This window comes from Promicromonospora aerolata (genome assembly GCF_042682255.1).
GTDB lineage: Bacteria > Actinomycetota > Actinomycetes > Actinomycetales > Cellulomonadaceae > Promicromonospora > Promicromonospora aerolata.
Genome location: NZ_JBHUHF010000001.1, coordinates 5,307,660 through 5,321,928, shown reverse-complemented (window position 1 = coordinate 5,321,928; position 14,269 = coordinate 5,307,660). Strand labels below are relative to the sequence as shown.

Sequence of the window (14,269 nt, the reverse complement as noted above, 5' to 3'; positions counted from 1 at the left end):
CCGGGTGATCCCGATGGTCTCTGAACTGGCTGCTGAGCACGACGACATCGCACGCGCCATGCGCGCCGTCCCTCGTCGCGAGTTCCTGCCGCGGTCCCAGCGCCCGCTCGCGCACCAGGACCGGCCGCTGCCGATCGGGCGCGGGCAGACGTCGTCGCAGCCCGCGACGGTCGCCGCGATGCTCCGCCTGCTGCGGGTCCCGGTGGGCGCGCGCGTGCTCGACATCGGCGCGGGCTCCGGCTGGACCACTGCGCTGCTCGCGTACCTGGTGGGACCGCACGGTTCGGTCCTCGGCGTCGAGCGGGACGGCCGCCTCGCCAACTGGGGCGCGGCCAACGTCGCGCGGACCGGGATGCAGTGGGCGAGCATCGAGCAGGCGACACCCGGGGTGCTCGGCCATCCCCGGCCGAACGGCTGGGACCGGATCCTCGTGTCCGCGGCAGCGCCCGCGCTCCCCCGCGCGCTGGTGGAACAGGTCGGCTACGGGGGACGCATGGTCATCCCGATCCGGACGACACTCTTGCTGATCGAGCGCCTCCCGGACGGCAGGACGCGGGCGACCGACCACGGCGGGTACCGGTTCGTGCCGCTCATCGAGGACCTGGCGGAGTGAACGACCGGGCACCACGTGGTGAAGGACACCCTGCGGTCCGCGGACCGGCCACGAGCCCACTGGGCACGGATTCAAGTTCCGACTATTTGGGACTTTACCGACCAAAATAGGTCGGCAATGACAAGAACGGGTCAACGTACCGTCTACAAGCCTTCGCGAGGCGTCCACATGTGCCCCTCGCGACCGTAACCTACGGTCCCGTAGGCTCGGGGTATCTGCACCATGGACGAAATCGTCCGAATCCACGGCTGAGAAGCTGAAACCGAGCATGTGAGGACCACATGGCCCAAGCTGCCCCCAACGTCCGCGAAGGCTTCCGGCCGACGAAACCCCGCGACCCCAATGCGCAGCCGGTGACCAGCACCTATTCGTCGCTGGCACGCACCGTGCGCGACGCCGGACTGCTCCGCCGGGCTCACCACTACTACGCCTGGACCCTCGCCGCGCTCACTGTCGCGCTCGGCGGGATCATCACGGGGTTCGTCCTGCTGGGCGACTCCTGGCTCCAGCTGCTCATGGCCGGCGCACTCGGCCTGGTGCTGACGCAGTTCGCCTTCGTCGCGCACGAGGCGTCGCACCGCCAGGTCTTCGAGTCCGGTCCCCGCAACGACCGCGTGGGGCGCCTCCTCGCCAACGTGGTCGTCGGCATCAGCTACTCGTGGTGGATGAACAAGCACACCCGGCACCACGCGAACCCGAACAAGGTCGACAAGGACCCGGACATCGCGAACGACACCATCGCGTTCACCGAGGACGGCGCCCGCCAGCACCGTGGGCTCAAGCGGTGGATCAACCGCTACCAGGGCTGGCTGTTCTTCCCGCTCCTCACGCTCGAGGGCCTGAACCTGCACCTCACGTCGATCCAGTCGCTGTTCCGGGGAACGCCCGAGACCCTGCGTGCCCGCGTGCGCGAGCTGGTCCTCATCACGGTCCGCCTCAGCGTCTACATCGCGATCCTGTTCGTGGTGCTGCCCCCCGGCATGGCGTTCGCGTTCTTCGGTGTGCAGATGGCCGTCTTCGGCGTCTACATGGGCGCGTCGTTCGCCCCCAACCACAAGGGCATGGCGATCATCCCCGCCGACAGCCGCCTCGACTTCCTCTCGAAGCAGGTGCTGACGTCGCGCAACATCCGCGGTGGGTGGTTCATGAACATCCTCATGGGCGGGCTCAACTTCCAGATCGAGCACCACCTGTTCCCGAGCATGCCGCGGCCGCACCTCATCCGGACCGCCGAGATCGTGCGGGAGCACTGCGCCCACCTCGGCATCCCCTACACGGAGACGAGCCTGGCGCAGTCGTACATGATCGTCGTCGAGTACCTGAACCGGGTGGGGCTCGCGGCCCGCGACCCGTTCGACTGCCCCCAGTACAAGTCGCTCCGCAAGGTCTGACCGGACACCGGCCCCGGGCCCGCCACCGGGCCCGGGCCCGCGTGGTCGGTAGAACGTCAGGTGATCGGTAGCTCGGAATACCGATCACCTGACGTTCTGCCGATCACCCGGCGCCGATCACCCGGCGCTGATCACCCGGCGCTGATCACTCGGTCTGGTGTCTTCGGCAGCGCGCCTCGTACGACTCCGCCCCGCCCACGTGCGCGGCCACCGGAACGAGCGCGCCGCCCGGTCCGGCACCACCCGCGTCCGGGACGGGTGGTGCTCCCGGGACCCGGACGTGGAATGCCGCGTCCGCTCCGCACACGGAGCACACGGCCGTGAGCTTCCGCACCGACTCGGCCAGCGCCATCAGCTCCGGCAGGGGCGAGAAGGGCTGACCGTCGAACGTGACCGACAGCCCCGCCACGACCACCACCAGCCCCCGGCCCGCAAGATCCGAGACCACGGGCACGAGTCCGGCCCCGAAGAACTGGGCCTCGTCGATGGCGACGAGCTCGATCGCGGTGGCGGGGCCGGTGGCGGGGCCGGGGCCGGGGCCGGTGGCGGGGCCGGGGCCGGGGCCGGGGCCGGGGCCGGGGCCGGGGCCGGACTCGAGCAGGGCAGGGATGTCCGCGGCGTCCGACACCGTACGCGACGGCACGCCCTGTCCCGAGTGCGAGCTCACCCGGCCGACCCCCCGGCGGGCATCCAGGGCGTGGCTCACCACCAGCACGCCGCGGTGCGCGACCTCGGCGCGGCGCACCTGGCGCAGCAGCTCCTCCGACTTGCCCGCGAACATGGGGCCTGCGATCACTTCGAGGCGTCCAGCGCCCAGACCGTCTTTCATGGCGGCCAGTCAAGCACTCGATTACGTTGCCGCACATGCCCACCGCCGCTGAGACCGTACTGTTCCTCCCTGGCCTGGGTGCGGGTATCGACCCGTGGGCAGCTCAGCTGAGCGCCCTGCCGAGCGGGTTCACCGGCCTCGCGCTCGAGATTCCTGGGCTCGACCAGGCCGCGACTCCCGGCGCGTTCACGCTCGCAGGCGCGGTCGAGGCGCTCCGCGACCAGCTCGACGAGCGCGGGCTGGACCGGGTGCACGTCTGCGGCCTGTCGCTCGGCGCCATGACGGCCACCCAGTTCGCGCTCGCCTTTCCCCAGCGGGTCGCATCACTCGTGCTCTCGGGCAGCCAGGTGCGCCCACAGCCCGCGTTGATGTCGGTCCAGCGAACCATCGTCGGGATGCTGCCCGAGAGCACGGCCGCGGGTATGGCCATGACCAAGGCGCAGTGGCTCGGCGCCCTCCGGGTGGTCGCGAGGACGAACTTCCGAGGACAGCTCGAACGGATCGAGGCACCGACCCTCGTCCTCTGCGGCAGCCGGGACGTCGCCAACATCCCCGCGGCACGCGAGATCGCCGCTGCCGTGCCGAACGCCGAGCTGCGCATCATCCCGCGAGCGGGGCACCCGTGGAACCAGCAGTTCCCCGAGCTCTTCTCGCGGACCATCGGAGACTTCTACACCGGCTTGTCGACGGTCCGCTGACGGTGGTCCGGCGGCGCAGCACGCCCCCGGACGGCACGAGGGCCGCCACCTCGCGGTGACGGCCCTCGTCGGGATCAGGTCAGAGGCCGAACAGCCTCGCCCAGAATCCTCTCTTCTGCTCAGGCGACCTCGTCGCCAGCTCCTTTGGGCGGTTCCGGCTGCCCAGTGCCGGAGCCCCCCTCCGGCGTGTCGCTCACCGGCCGCGCGGCGTCCGGCGAGTCGGCGGAGTCCGGGGAGCCCGGGGAGTCCGGCGAGTCCGAGACCCCGGTCGGCAGCTGGATCTGGTCCAGGGTGACCGGACCGTCCTGCGCGGAGTCCCTCGGCTCGTGGGCGTGCTGCGCGGCAGCCGCGATCGTGGCGAGCGTGGCCTTGACGGCCTCGCGCGCCTCCGAGCGCTCCTCGGGCAGGCTGGCGACCGGCGCGGCCGGCTCCACCGCGGGGGCCGACTTCTCCTTGCCCTCCTTGCCACGCTTGCGGCGCGACCGCGCGGACCGCGGCCCCTCGTCGGACGCCGCCGGCGCGCTGCCGGAGCCCGAGCCGTTGCCGGACTTCTCGATGGGCTCCTCGTGCACGATGAACCCACGGCCCTTGCAGTGCTCGCACGTCTCGGAGAACGCCTCGACGAGGCCCTGACCCACCCGCTTACGCGTCATCTGGACCAGGCCGAGCGAGGTGACCTCCGCCACCTGGTGCTTGGTGCGGTCGCGGCCGAGGCACTCGACCAGGCGACGCAGCACCAGGTCACGGTTGGACTCGAGCACCATGTCGATGAAGTCGATGACGATGATGCCGCCGATGTCGCGCAGGCGGAGCTGCCGCACGATCTCCTCGGCCGCCTCGAGGTTGTTCCGCGTCACGGTCTCCTCGAGCGTGCCGCCCGCACCGGTGAACTTGCCGGTGTTGACGTCCACGACCGTCATGGCCTCGGTGCGGTCGATGACCAGCGAGCCACCGGAGGGCAGCCAGACCTTGCGGTCCATCCCCTTGGCGAGCTGCTCGTCCACGCGGTGCACGGCGAACACGTCGGTGTTCTCGGCCCACTTGGACACGCGCTCGCGCAGGTCGGGAGCGAGCTCCTCGACGTAGGCCGCGATCTCGTCCCACGCACCGGTGCCCTGCACCACCAGCGACGAGAAGTCGTCGTTGAAGATGTCACGGACCACGCGGATAGCCATGTCCGGCTCGCCCTGCAGCAGGGCCGGCGCGGAGGCCTTCTTCGACTTGGCCTGGATGGCGTCCCACTGCCCCTGCAGGCGCTCGACGTCGGCGCGCAGCTCGTCCTCGCTCGCCCCCTCGGCGGCGGTGCGCACGATCACGCCCGCACCCTCGGGGACCACCTCGCGGAGGATCTTCTTGAGCCGGGAGCGCTCGGTGTCGGGCAGCTTGCGGCTGATCCCGGTCATGCCGCCACCCGGCACGAACACCAGGTACCGGCCCGCGAGCGTGACCTGGCTGGTGAGCCGGGCGCCCTTGTGACCGATCGGGTCCTTCGTGACCTGCACCAGCACCGAGTCGCCCGACTTCAGCGCCTGCTCGATCCGGCGCGGCTGGCCCTCGAGCCCCACCGCGTCCCAGTTGACCTCGCCCGCGTAGAGCACGGCGTTGCGGCCCTTGCCGACGTCGACGAACGCGGCCTCCATGGAGGGCAGCACGTTCTGGACGCGGCCGAGGTAGACGTTGCCGGCCATCGACGCCTGCGACTGCTGCGAGACGTAGTGCTCCACGAGCACGCCGTCCTCCAGCACCGCGATCTGCGTGCGGCCGTCCTTCTCGCGCACGATCATCGACCGCTGCACCGACTCGCGGCGGGCCAGGAACTCGGCCTCGGTGATGATCTGGCGGCGACGACCGTGGTCCCGGCCCTCGCGGCGACGCTGACGCTTCGCCTCCAGGCGGGTCGACCCCTTGAGCGCGGTGACCTCGTCGGAGCGGCTCGAGCGGACGGCGGCAGCCTCGGCGCGCTCACCCCGCGTGCCCCTGCGACGACGCCGACGACGGCGGCTGCCGCCCTCGTCCTCACCGTCACCGGTGTCCTGCGCCGAGTCCCGCTCGCCCTCGTCCTCGGTGGACGCCTGTGCGTCCTCCTCGGAGTCGTCGCTCTCGTCCTCGTCCGCCGAGTCGTCCCCGTCGTCCGACCGGTTCGCGCGGCCGCCACGGCGACCACGTCCCCCTCGACGCCGACGACGGCGCGACGGGCGCACATCCTCGTCGTCGTACTCCTCGAAGTCCGCCGGGGCGAGCTCCTCGAGCGCGACGCCCTCAGCGGCGAGCTCGTCCTCGATGGCGCCGACCTCGTCCACGGCCGCGGCATCGTCCTCGCTCAGCTCGACCGGGGCGGGCTGCGGCGCTGCCTGGGCGCCCTCCGCGGGGCCAGGCGCCTCCGCGGCGGGCTCGGCCGCACTCTGCGCGGTCTCCTGGTCCTCGGGGCGAGCGGCCGGCTCGGTGCTCGGCCCCGTGCGGCGCACGGCCCGGCGGGAACCGGACCGGCGCGCCCTCGGCTCGGCCGGTGCCTCGGCAGCGGCCGGGGTCTCGGTCGCTGCCGAGGTCTCGGTCGTGGTCCTGGCTTCGGTCCGGGCCTCCGTGGACGGCTCCGCGACGGGCTCGGCCGTGCGCGGCGCCGGGGCCTCGGGGGCCGGCTCGACGGGACGGGCGACCGGGCGGGCGAACTGCGGCGTCAGGTCCTGCGGGCGCGGCGGCCCGGCCGGAGCCTGCGCGCGCCGTGAACGGCGTGCCGCCGACTCGTCCGGAGCCTGGAAGAGCAGCGCTGTCGTCGCGAGGCGCGGACCACGCGTGCCCGACGTGGTCGCAGCGGGCGACGACGCCGGCTGCGCCGGTGCCTCGGCAGCAGGCGTCTGAGCGGCCGGTGTCTGAGCGGCCGGTGTCTCGGCGGCGGGCGTCTGGGCGGGCTCCGCGGCTGGACGACGGCTGCGCCGCCCGCGGGTCCTCGGGGCTGTCTCGGCCGGAGCCTCGGCGACGGGGGTCCCGGCCGGCTCGGCGGCCGGGCGCTCCTCGGCGGGCGCGTCGGCGACGGGAGCCGCTGCGGGCTCCCCTGCCGTCGCTTCGGCTGCCGTCGCCTCGGACGCAGGCTCGACGACCGGCTCGACGACCGGCTCGGTCGTGACCGCCTTGCGGCGTGACCGGGCGCGCTTGGGCGCGGCCTCGGCAGCGGGCTCGGCAGCCGGCTCAGCGGCCTGCTCCGCGACGGGCTCCGCCTTCTTGCGGCCGCGCCGCTTCGGGGCGGTCTTCTCGGGCTCCGCCGCAGGGCCACCGGGCAGCACGATGTCGTCAAGGCTCGCGACCTCGTGGGCGGCCGGTGCGTCGGCGGGCGTCGCCACGGGCTCCGGCAGGACGATGCCGGCCGACGGGGACTCCTCGGCGGCGGGCTCGGGCGTCGCCACGGGCTCGGGCTCGGGCGTCGCCGCGGGCTGGGGCTCGGGCTCGGTGAGCTCGGCCTCGGGCTCCGCAACCGGCGTCGTCTCGGCAGTGATATCCGTCTCACTCGGGGCCTGCTCGGCAGGCGCGGCCGGCTCTGCGGCGACCGGCTCGGCCGCCGTCGGCTCGGCGGGCGCCGTGGGGGACGAGACGCCGCGCACCGCGCGTCGGCGCGGGCGCTTGGCGGCCGGCTCGCCGGCCGCGGAGGTCGCCACGACGGCGGTGCCGCTCGTGGTCACGGGCTGGGTGTCGGCCGGGGGCTCGACGGCGTCGGAGGAGCCGACGACGATCGGCTCGACGCTCGCCGTGGAGACGACGGACCTGGTGGCCCGACGACGCGGGCGCTTGGCCGGCGTGGTGTCCGCCGGAGCCTCCCCACCAGTAGTGACCTGGGCGTTCGCCGCAGATGCGTCGTGATCATCCTGTGACCCGCTGGTCGAACCGGTGGTGCTGGAAGGCGTCACGTGAGGTGCTCCTGTAGCCGGCGTCCGCTCCACACCACGCGGACCGCCAGGCGGTCGGTCGTCCGGTCACGCATCGCGGCGAAGCGACACACCGGACGGAAGTCTCGGCTGCGGCCCTGTTCCCGCGATCTTCGCGGACGCCTGCGGCCACGTTCTGTCGTGACCGCGGCACCGCGTGCGGATCGCGGGCGGTGTTGGACTCTGCAGGCCGCGCAGGGATGTGGGCCCACGCGGGTTCGACCAGTATCGCACAGGAGACCGGCCCTGCCCTTCCGGGGTCCACCTGCGTGTACAGTGGCTTGTGAAGACATTCACAAGCGACGATGAAACCCGTGTCAGGGCGCCGACCTGCTGGATCAGGCCACGCACCCCGAGGGCGACGTCGTTCGGAGACACCACAGGAGCCCGGAGTGGAAGCTCTCGACCTGGCACGCTGGCAGTTCGGCATCACCACCGTCTACCACTTCATCTTCGTGCCGCTCACCATCGGCCTCGCACCACTGGTTGCCGTGATGCAGACGGCCTGGGTCCGCACGGGGAACGAGCGATGGCTCAAGCTCACCAAGTTCTTCGGCAAGCTCTTCCTGATCAACTTCGCGCTCGGCGTTGTCACCGGCATCGTGCAGGAGTTCCAGTTCGGGATGAACTGGAGCGAGTACTCCCGGTTCGTCGGCGACGTCTTCGGGGCGCCGCTCGCGATGGAGGCCCTCGCCGCGTTCTTCGTCGAGTCGACGTTCCTCGGCCTCTGGATCTTCGGCTGGGACCGGCTGAGCAAGCGGGTGCACCTCGCCTGTATCTGGGCCGCGGCGGTCGCCGTCAACCTGTCGGCCTTCTTCATCCTGGCCGCCAACTCCTGGATGCAGCACCCCGTGGGCGCCCGCTACAACCCGGAGACGGGGCGCGCCGAGATGGAGTCGATCTGGGCGATCCTCGGCAACAACACGCTGTGGGCGGCCTTCCCGCACGCGGTGGCGGCCGCCTTCCTGACCGCCGGGACGTTCGTGGCCGGTATCGCCGCCTGGTGGATGGTGCGTCTCGTCCGGACCAGACGGCCGGAGTCCGTCGAGCTCGCCCGGAACGTCTACCGGCCCGCCGTGGTGCTCGGCACCGTGGTCATGCTGGTCTCCGGCGCCGGCGTCGCGCTGACGGGCGACGTCCAGGGCAAGCTGATGTTCGAGCAGCAGCCGGGCAAGATGGCGTCGGCCGAGGCGCTGTGCGCGGGTGAGGAGGCGGCACCCTTCTCGATCCTCACCATCGGTGACCTCTCCAACTCGTGCGAGGGCGTGCGCCACATCCTCGAGGTACCCGGCCTGTCGAGCTACCTCGGTACCGGCAAGTTCTCCGGCGAGGACAGCTACCTGCCCGGCGTGAACGACGTGCAGCAGGAGTACGCCGAGCGGTTCGGCGAGACCGACGCCGCCGGGAACCCCATCTCGTACACGCCCAACCTCGCGGTCACCTACTGGAGCTTCCGGCTCATGATCGGGTTCGCGGCAGGTTCCGCGCTGCTCGCGCTGGCCGCGCTCTGGTTCACCCGGCGAGGCCGGGTCAGCGACAACCCGTGGTTCGCCCGCATAGCCATCGCGGCGATCCCCACACCGTTCCTCGCCTCGTCGTTCGGCTGGATCTTCACGGAGGTGGGCCGCCAGCCCTGGGTGGTCGCCCCGAACCCGACGGGCATCGACCAGATCCGGCTGCTCACGATGCAGGGCGTCTCCACCGTGGTGAGCCCCGGCATGATCCTCACGTCGATGATCGTGTTCACCCTGCTCTACGGCGCGCTCGCCGTGGTCTGGTACCGGCTCATCCACCGGTACGCGATCGAGGGCGTGCCCTCCACCGTGCGCGACGAGTCGCCCGAGGCCGCCGGCGACGAGACCGACCGTCCGCTCTCCTTCGCCTACTGAGCCCGGCCTCCCCCGACCGGCAGACCGGCAGACCGACCACCCGCCAGCAGACCTGGCAGACAGACAACTGGCAGACAGACAAAAGGACGTGACCGTGGACCTCGCACTCGTGTGGTTCTTCATCATCGCGGTTCTGTGGACCGGGTACCTCGTGCTCGAGGGCTTCGACTTCGGCGTCGGCATGCTGATGTCGCTGCTGCCCCGCGGAGACGCCGCGCACCGGGAGAAGGAGCGGCGGGTGCTGGTGAACAGCATCGGCCCCGTGTGGGACGGCAACGAGGTATGGCTCCTCACCGCCGCCGGCGCCACCTTCGCGGCGTTCCCCGAGTGGTACGCCACCCTGTTCTCCGGCTTCTACCTGCCGCTGCTCGCCATCCTGGTGGCGCTCATCGTGCGCGGTGTCGCCTTCGAGTACCGCGGCAAGATCTCCGACGCCGTCTGGGCGCGCCGCTGCGACCTCGCGATCCAGGTCGGTTCCTGGGTGCCCGCCATCCTGTGGGGCGTGCTGTTCGCCAACCTGGTCCGCGGGGTGCAGCTCGACGAGGCGCACCAGTACGTGGGCGGGCTCGGCGCCCTGCTCAACCCGTTCGCGCTGCTCGGCGGCCTGACCACGCTCGTGCTGTTCCTGCTGCACGGCGCCGTGTTCGTGGCGCTCAAGACCGACGGCGCGATCCGGGTGCGGGCTCGGCGCTTCGCCGGGGCGCTGTCGGTCGTCGCCCTGGCCGTCGCGGGAGCCTGGGCGGTCTGGACGCAGATCGCGTTCTCGCCCGCCTGGACCTGGGCCGTCGTGCTCGTCGGCGCGCTGGCCCTGGTCGGCGTCCTGCGGACCAACCGGGCCGGGCGCGAGGGCTACGCCTTCACGCTCTCCGCGGTGACGATCGTCGCCGCCGTGGTGCTGATCTTCGGGTCCATGTACCCCGACGTGCTGCCCGGCCTGGCCGGTGGCAACTCGCTCAGCATCGCCGAGGCGGCGTCCACCCCGTACACGCTCACCGTCATGACGTGGGTCGCGGTGGCGCTCACCCCCGTCGTGCTCCTGTACCAGGGATGGACCTACTGGGTCTTCCGGCGCCGGCTCACCGTGGACCACATCCCCGCGCCGGCCGGTCTGACCTGGAAGAAGATCAAGGACGCGGCGTTCTGAACGGCTACGGGACCAGGAACGCATGAAGCCCCTCGACCCCCGGCTCCTGCGGCAGGCCCCCGCAGCCCGCCGGTACGTGGGACTGACGATCGGGCTGGGCGTCGCCGCCGCCGCGCTCATCGTGGCGCAGGCCCTGCTGATCGCGGCCCTGCTGGCACCGGTGGTGCGCGGAGACGCTCCGCCCGGATCCGCACTGGCGTGGCCCTTCGTCGGCCTGGCACTGGTGGTCGCCGGGCGGACGGGCGTCGCCTGGGCACAGGAACGGTACGCGCTGCGCGCCGCCGCCCGGACGATCGCCGAGCTCCGGCACGCCGTGGTCGAGGCCTGGGCGCTGCGCGGCCCGCGTCCGGCCGGCGGGGCCCACGCCCCGGCGTCGGGCAGCGGGCGCGGTGCGAGCCCGGAAGCCGAGGTCGCGACCCTCGCGACGCGCGGTCTCGACGCGCTCGAGCCGTACCTGGTGCGCTACGTGCCGCAGCTCGTGCTGACGGCGCTGGTCACCCCCGCGCTGGTCGGCGTGGTGCTGGGGCTGGACTGGGTGTCGGCGGTGATCCTGGTCGTGACGCTGCCGCTCGTGCCCGTGTTCATGGTCCTGGTCGGACGTCTGACGGCCGGGACGTCCGAGCGGCGCCTCGCCACCGTGGAACGGCTCGGCACCCAGGTGCTCGACCTCGTCGCCGGGCTGCCGACGCTGCGCGCCTTCGGACGGTCGTTCGGGCCGGGCGAGCGGGTGCGCGCGCTCGGCGACGCCTCCCGCCGAGCGACCATGGGAACGCTCCGGATCGCGTTCCTCTCCTCGATGGTCCTCGAGCTGCTCACCACGCTCTCGGTGGCGATCGTCGCGGTCGGCGTCGGACTGCGCCTCGTCGAGGGTGCCATGGAGCTGCAGCCCGCGATCGCGGTACTCGTCCTCGCACCCGAGGTGTACCTGCCGTTGCGCCGGGTCGGCGCGGAGTTCCATGCCTCGGTGGACGGGGTCGCAGCCGCCACGAAGGCGCTCGCCGTGCTCGACCGAGCGCCGTCCGCGGGTCCCGCCGCGTCCGCGGAGCACCGCCCGGTCACCGCGACGGGCGGCGTGCTCGTGCTCGAGGAGGTCTCGGTACGGGCCCCCGGCCGCGGGGTGGTGGCGCCCGCCGCGCTGACCGCGCGGATTCCGCTCGGCTCCGGGCAGCCCGGGAGCGGGCGGGTGGTCGCACTGCGCGGGCCGAGCGGCTCGGGCAAGTCGACGGCCGTGCTCGCGGTGCTGGGGCTCCTGGCCCCCGACGTCGGCCGGGTGCGGCTGGCACCACGCGGTGCGGCGACGGCCCGCGACCTGGCGGACCTGCCGGCGGACGAGCTGGAGGCCTGGTGGGCCGCGCTCACCTGGGTCCCGCAGCGGCCGTCGCTCCCCCCGGGACGCCTGCGCGACGTCGTGCTGGACGGCGCCGCACCCGGCACCGGGCCGAACCTCGCCGCGGCCGCCCGGCTGACCGGGCTCGACACGGTCGTCGCCACCCTCCCGGACGGCTGGGACACGCCCGTCGGGCTCGGAGGCGCCGGACTGTCCGTCGGCCAGCGGCAGCGCGTGGCCCTGACGGCCACCCTGCTCGACGACGCCGCGACCAAGCCCCTGGTGATCCTCGACGAACCGACCGCACACCTCGACGCGTGGGGCGAGCAGGCGGTGCTCGACACGGTCCGCGCCTGGCGCGACTCCGGCCGCACCGTGCTCGTCGTGGCGCACCGGGCGTCGCTGCTCGGGCTCGCGGACCAGGTGATCGACGTCCGCTCCGCGCCCGACGCCGCGGCCACGCCGGACCGGGAGGCAGCATGACCACCTCGACACAGCGTCCGGCCCGGGACGCGCACGCCGATCCCCTGCGCCGGGTGCTGCCGCTGCTGGAGGTCCGACCGGTCAAGGTGGCGGCGGCGATCGGACTCGGCGTCCTCGCGCTCGCCTGCGCGATCGGGCTCGCGGCCGTGGCCGCCTGGCTCGTCGCCCGCGCATCGCAGATGCCCCCGGTACTCACGCTGTCGGTGGCCGTGGTGGCGGTGCGGGCGTTCGGGATCGGGCGCGGCGTGCTGCGGTACTGCGAGCGCCTCGCCTCGCACGACGTCGCCCTGCGAGGCATGGCCGCACTGCGCGCCAACCTGTACGACCGGCTGGCCGCGGACGACCGTCCGGTCACGGTGCGGCGCGGCGAGCTCCTGGCGCGCATCGGTCAGGACGTGGACGACGTCGGCGACGTCGTCGTCCGCGCGATCGTGCCGGCGGGTGTCGCGGTGGTGACGTCGCTCGGTTCGGTGGTCCTCCTGGGCGTGCTGCTGCCGTCGGCGGGTGCGGCGCTGCTGCTCTGCCTGGTGCTCGCCGGGGTCCTGACGCCGTGGCTCGCCGCACGGGCGGCGGCGCGCACCGAGGCACGGGGCGCCGCCGCCCGGGGGGACGTGACCGCACTGTCCCTGGAGATCCTCGAGGAGTCGGCGCCGCTGCGGGTCGCCGGTCGGTTCGGCGCACGACTGGCCGGCCTCGACACGGCCGACGCCCGCCTGTCCGCCGTCGCCGACGACGGCGCCCGCACCTCTGGGTTCGCCGCTGCGCTGGGGGCGTTGGCCCAGGGTCTCGCGGTGCTCGCCGCGCTGGCGCTCGGGATCCCGGCCGCGCTGGCGGGTTCGCTGTCGGTGGAGGCGCTGTCCGTGATCGTGCTGACGCCGCTCGCCGTGTTCGAGGCGACGGCCGGGCTCCCCGCCGCCGCGGTCCAGCTCCACCGGTCGCGGGAGGCGGCGCGTCGGCTGCTGGCGCTCCTGCCCGCGTCCGATCCGGGATCGGTAACGCAGGCTGCCCCGGCGCAGGGCGCGTCGGGGGAAGCGGGGGCGCGCGGCGTGTCCGGGGAAGCCGGAGCGCCCGGCACGTCCGGGGAAGCGGGCGGCGCGCTGCTCGTGCTCGACGGCGTCGCCGCCGGCTGGCCCGACGCCGCCGGGCGCCCGCGCACCGCCGTCGAGGGGGTGTCCCTCACGCTGCGCCCTGGTTCCGTCGTGGCACTGGCCGGACCGTCCGGCGTCGGGAAGACGACGCTGCTGATGACCGCCGCCGGGCTGATCCCGCCAGTCGGTGGAACGGTCTCCGCGTGGTCGGCAGAACGTCAGGAGGTCGGCATTCCGAGTTACCGATCATCTGACGTTCTGCCGACCACACCGACCACACCGGCCACACCGAGCGCCCCGACCAGCTCAGGCCGGCTGTTCGTGGCCGAGGACGGGCATCTGTTCGACACCACGGTCCTGGAGAACCTGCGGGTGGCCCGCGGAGACGTCACGGCCGCCGAGGCCCGGACCGCGCTCGAGGCCGTCGGGCTGGGGACGTGGCTGGCCGCGCTGCCCGAGGGGCTGGACACCCTGGTCGGTACGGACGCAGCGGCGGTCTCCGGCGGTGAGCGCCGTCGCCTCCTGGTTGCCCGCGCCCTGCTCTCCCCCGCGCGGGTGCTGCTCGTGGACGAGCCCGCCGAGCACCTGGACGGCCGCACCGCGGATGCCCTGGTGAGCGCGGTGGCGGCGCACGCGCGGGCGACCGGGCGTGCGGTGCTGCTGGCGACGCACCGGCTCACCCCGCTGGCGGCGGCCGACGAGGTGGTGGCGCTCGGGGTCGGCGAGGGGGTCCGGGCGAGGGGTACGCACGCGGATCTGCTGCGGACCGACCCCGACTACGCGTGGTCGGCCGCGCAGGAGACCGACCTGCTGGACCCCGACCGGCCGGCCGCCGAACCAGGGTGAGAACCGGGGGCATCCCGGAGCCGCTCCGGCCGACCGCCGCCCTAGCG

The 14,269-nt window shown here is 73.3% G+C and carries 9 protein-coding genes; 7 read left to right on the top strand and 2 right to left on the bottom strand.

Annotation, left to right across the window (positions count from 1 at the left end; all coding sequences use genetic code 11):
• Window positions 1–13 precede the first annotated feature (13 nt).
• Window positions 14–613: a protein-L-isoaspartate O-methyltransferase family protein gene (locus tag ACFSL2_RS23570; protein ID WP_377200170.1), complete on the top strand. Its 600-nt coding sequence runs from the start codon at window positions 14–16 to the stop codon at window positions 611–613.
• 353 nt (window positions 614–966) lie between these two features.
• Complete coding sequence (locus ACFSL2_RS23565; RefSeq protein WP_377200169.1) at window positions 967–2,004, top strand: fatty acid desaturase family protein; 1,038 nt, start codon at window positions 967–969, stop codon at window positions 2,002–2,004.
• Between the two features lie 145 nt (window positions 2,005–2,149).
• Here ACFSL2_RS23565 and ACFSL2_RS23560 read toward each other — a convergent pair whose 3' ends face one another.
• A complete protein-coding gene (locus ACFSL2_RS23560; protein WP_377200168.1) occupies window positions 2,150–2,833 on the bottom strand; it encodes a thymidine kinase in 684 nt (227 codons plus the stop codon).
• 35 nt (window positions 2,834–2,868) lie between these two features.
• Between ACFSL2_RS23560 and ACFSL2_RS23555 the strand changes: the two genes are divergently transcribed.
• Window positions 2,869–3,531, top strand: coding sequence for an alpha/beta fold hydrolase (locus ACFSL2_RS23555; RefSeq protein ID WP_377200167.1), 663 nt, complete (start codon window positions 2,869–2,871; stop codon window positions 3,529–3,531).
• Window positions 3,532–3,650: 119 nt separating this feature from the next.
• Here the strand turns inward: ACFSL2_RS23555 and ACFSL2_RS23550 are convergent, their stop codons facing one another.
• Window positions 3,651–7,427, bottom strand: coding sequence for an Rne/Rng family ribonuclease (locus tag ACFSL2_RS23550; RefSeq protein ID WP_377200166.1), 3,777 nt, complete (start codon window positions 7,425–7,427; stop codon window positions 3,651–3,653).
• 410 nt (window positions 7,428–7,837) lie between these two features.
• Here ACFSL2_RS23550 and ACFSL2_RS23545 point away from each other — a divergent pair, with 410 nt between their 5' ends.
• The 4 genes from ACFSL2_RS23545 to cydC all read left to right on the top strand — a co-directional run bounded on the left by ACFSL2_RS23545 (window position 7,838) and on the right by cydC (window position 14,222).
• Window positions 7,838–9,334 (top strand): cytochrome ubiquinol oxidase subunit I, encoded by a 1,497-nt coding sequence (locus ACFSL2_RS23545; protein WP_377200165.1) that lies wholly within the window; start codon window positions 7,838–7,840, stop codon window positions 9,332–9,334.
• Between the two features lie 94 nt (window positions 9,335–9,428).
• Window positions 9,429–10,478 carry a cytochrome d ubiquinol oxidase subunit II gene (gene cydB, locus ACFSL2_RS23540; RefSeq protein WP_377200164.1) on the top strand — a complete coding sequence of 350 codons (1,050 nt, stop codon included), beginning with the start codon at window positions 9,429–9,431 and terminating at the stop codon, window positions 10,476–10,478.
• Window positions 10,479–10,500: 22 nt separating this feature from the next.
• The gene (cydD, locus tag ACFSL2_RS23535; protein ID WP_377200163.1) at window positions 10,501–12,288 is read left to right on the top strand and encodes a thiol reductant ABC exporter subunit CydD; all 1,788 of its coding nucleotides are present in this window, start codon (window positions 10,501–10,503) and stop codon (window positions 12,286–12,288) included.
• Window positions 12,285–14,222: a thiol reductant ABC exporter subunit CydC gene (gene cydC / locus ACFSL2_RS23530; RefSeq protein WP_377200162.1), complete on the top strand. Its 1,938-nt coding sequence runs from the start codon at window positions 12,285–12,287 to the stop codon at window positions 14,220–14,222. The genes cydD and cydC overlap by 4 nt, the downstream gene beginning before the upstream one ends.
• Window positions 14,223–14,269: the final 47 nt, after the last annotated feature.

Bases quoted from the DNA above. Each gene is read 5' to 3' on its own strand.
- ACFSL2_RS23570 (WP_377200170.1), top strand. From the start codon at position 14: ATGGTCTCTGAACTGGCTGCTGAGCACGACGACATCGCACGCGCCATG.
- ACFSL2_RS23560 (WP_377200168.1), bottom strand. From the start codon at position 2,833: ATGAAAGACGGTCTGGGCGCTGGACGCCTCGAAGTGATCGCAGGCCCC.
- ACFSL2_RS23555 (WP_377200167.1), top strand. From the start codon at position 2,869: ATGCCCACCGCCGCTGAGACCGTACTGTTCCTCCCTGGCCTGGGTGCG.
- cydD (WP_377200163.1), top strand. From the start codon at position 10,501: ATGAAGCCCCTCGACCCCCGGCTCCTGCGGCAGGCCCCCGCAGCCCGC.
- cydC (WP_377200162.1), top strand. From the start codon at position 12,285: ATGACCACCTCGACACAGCGTCCGGCCCGGGACGCGCACGCCGATCCC.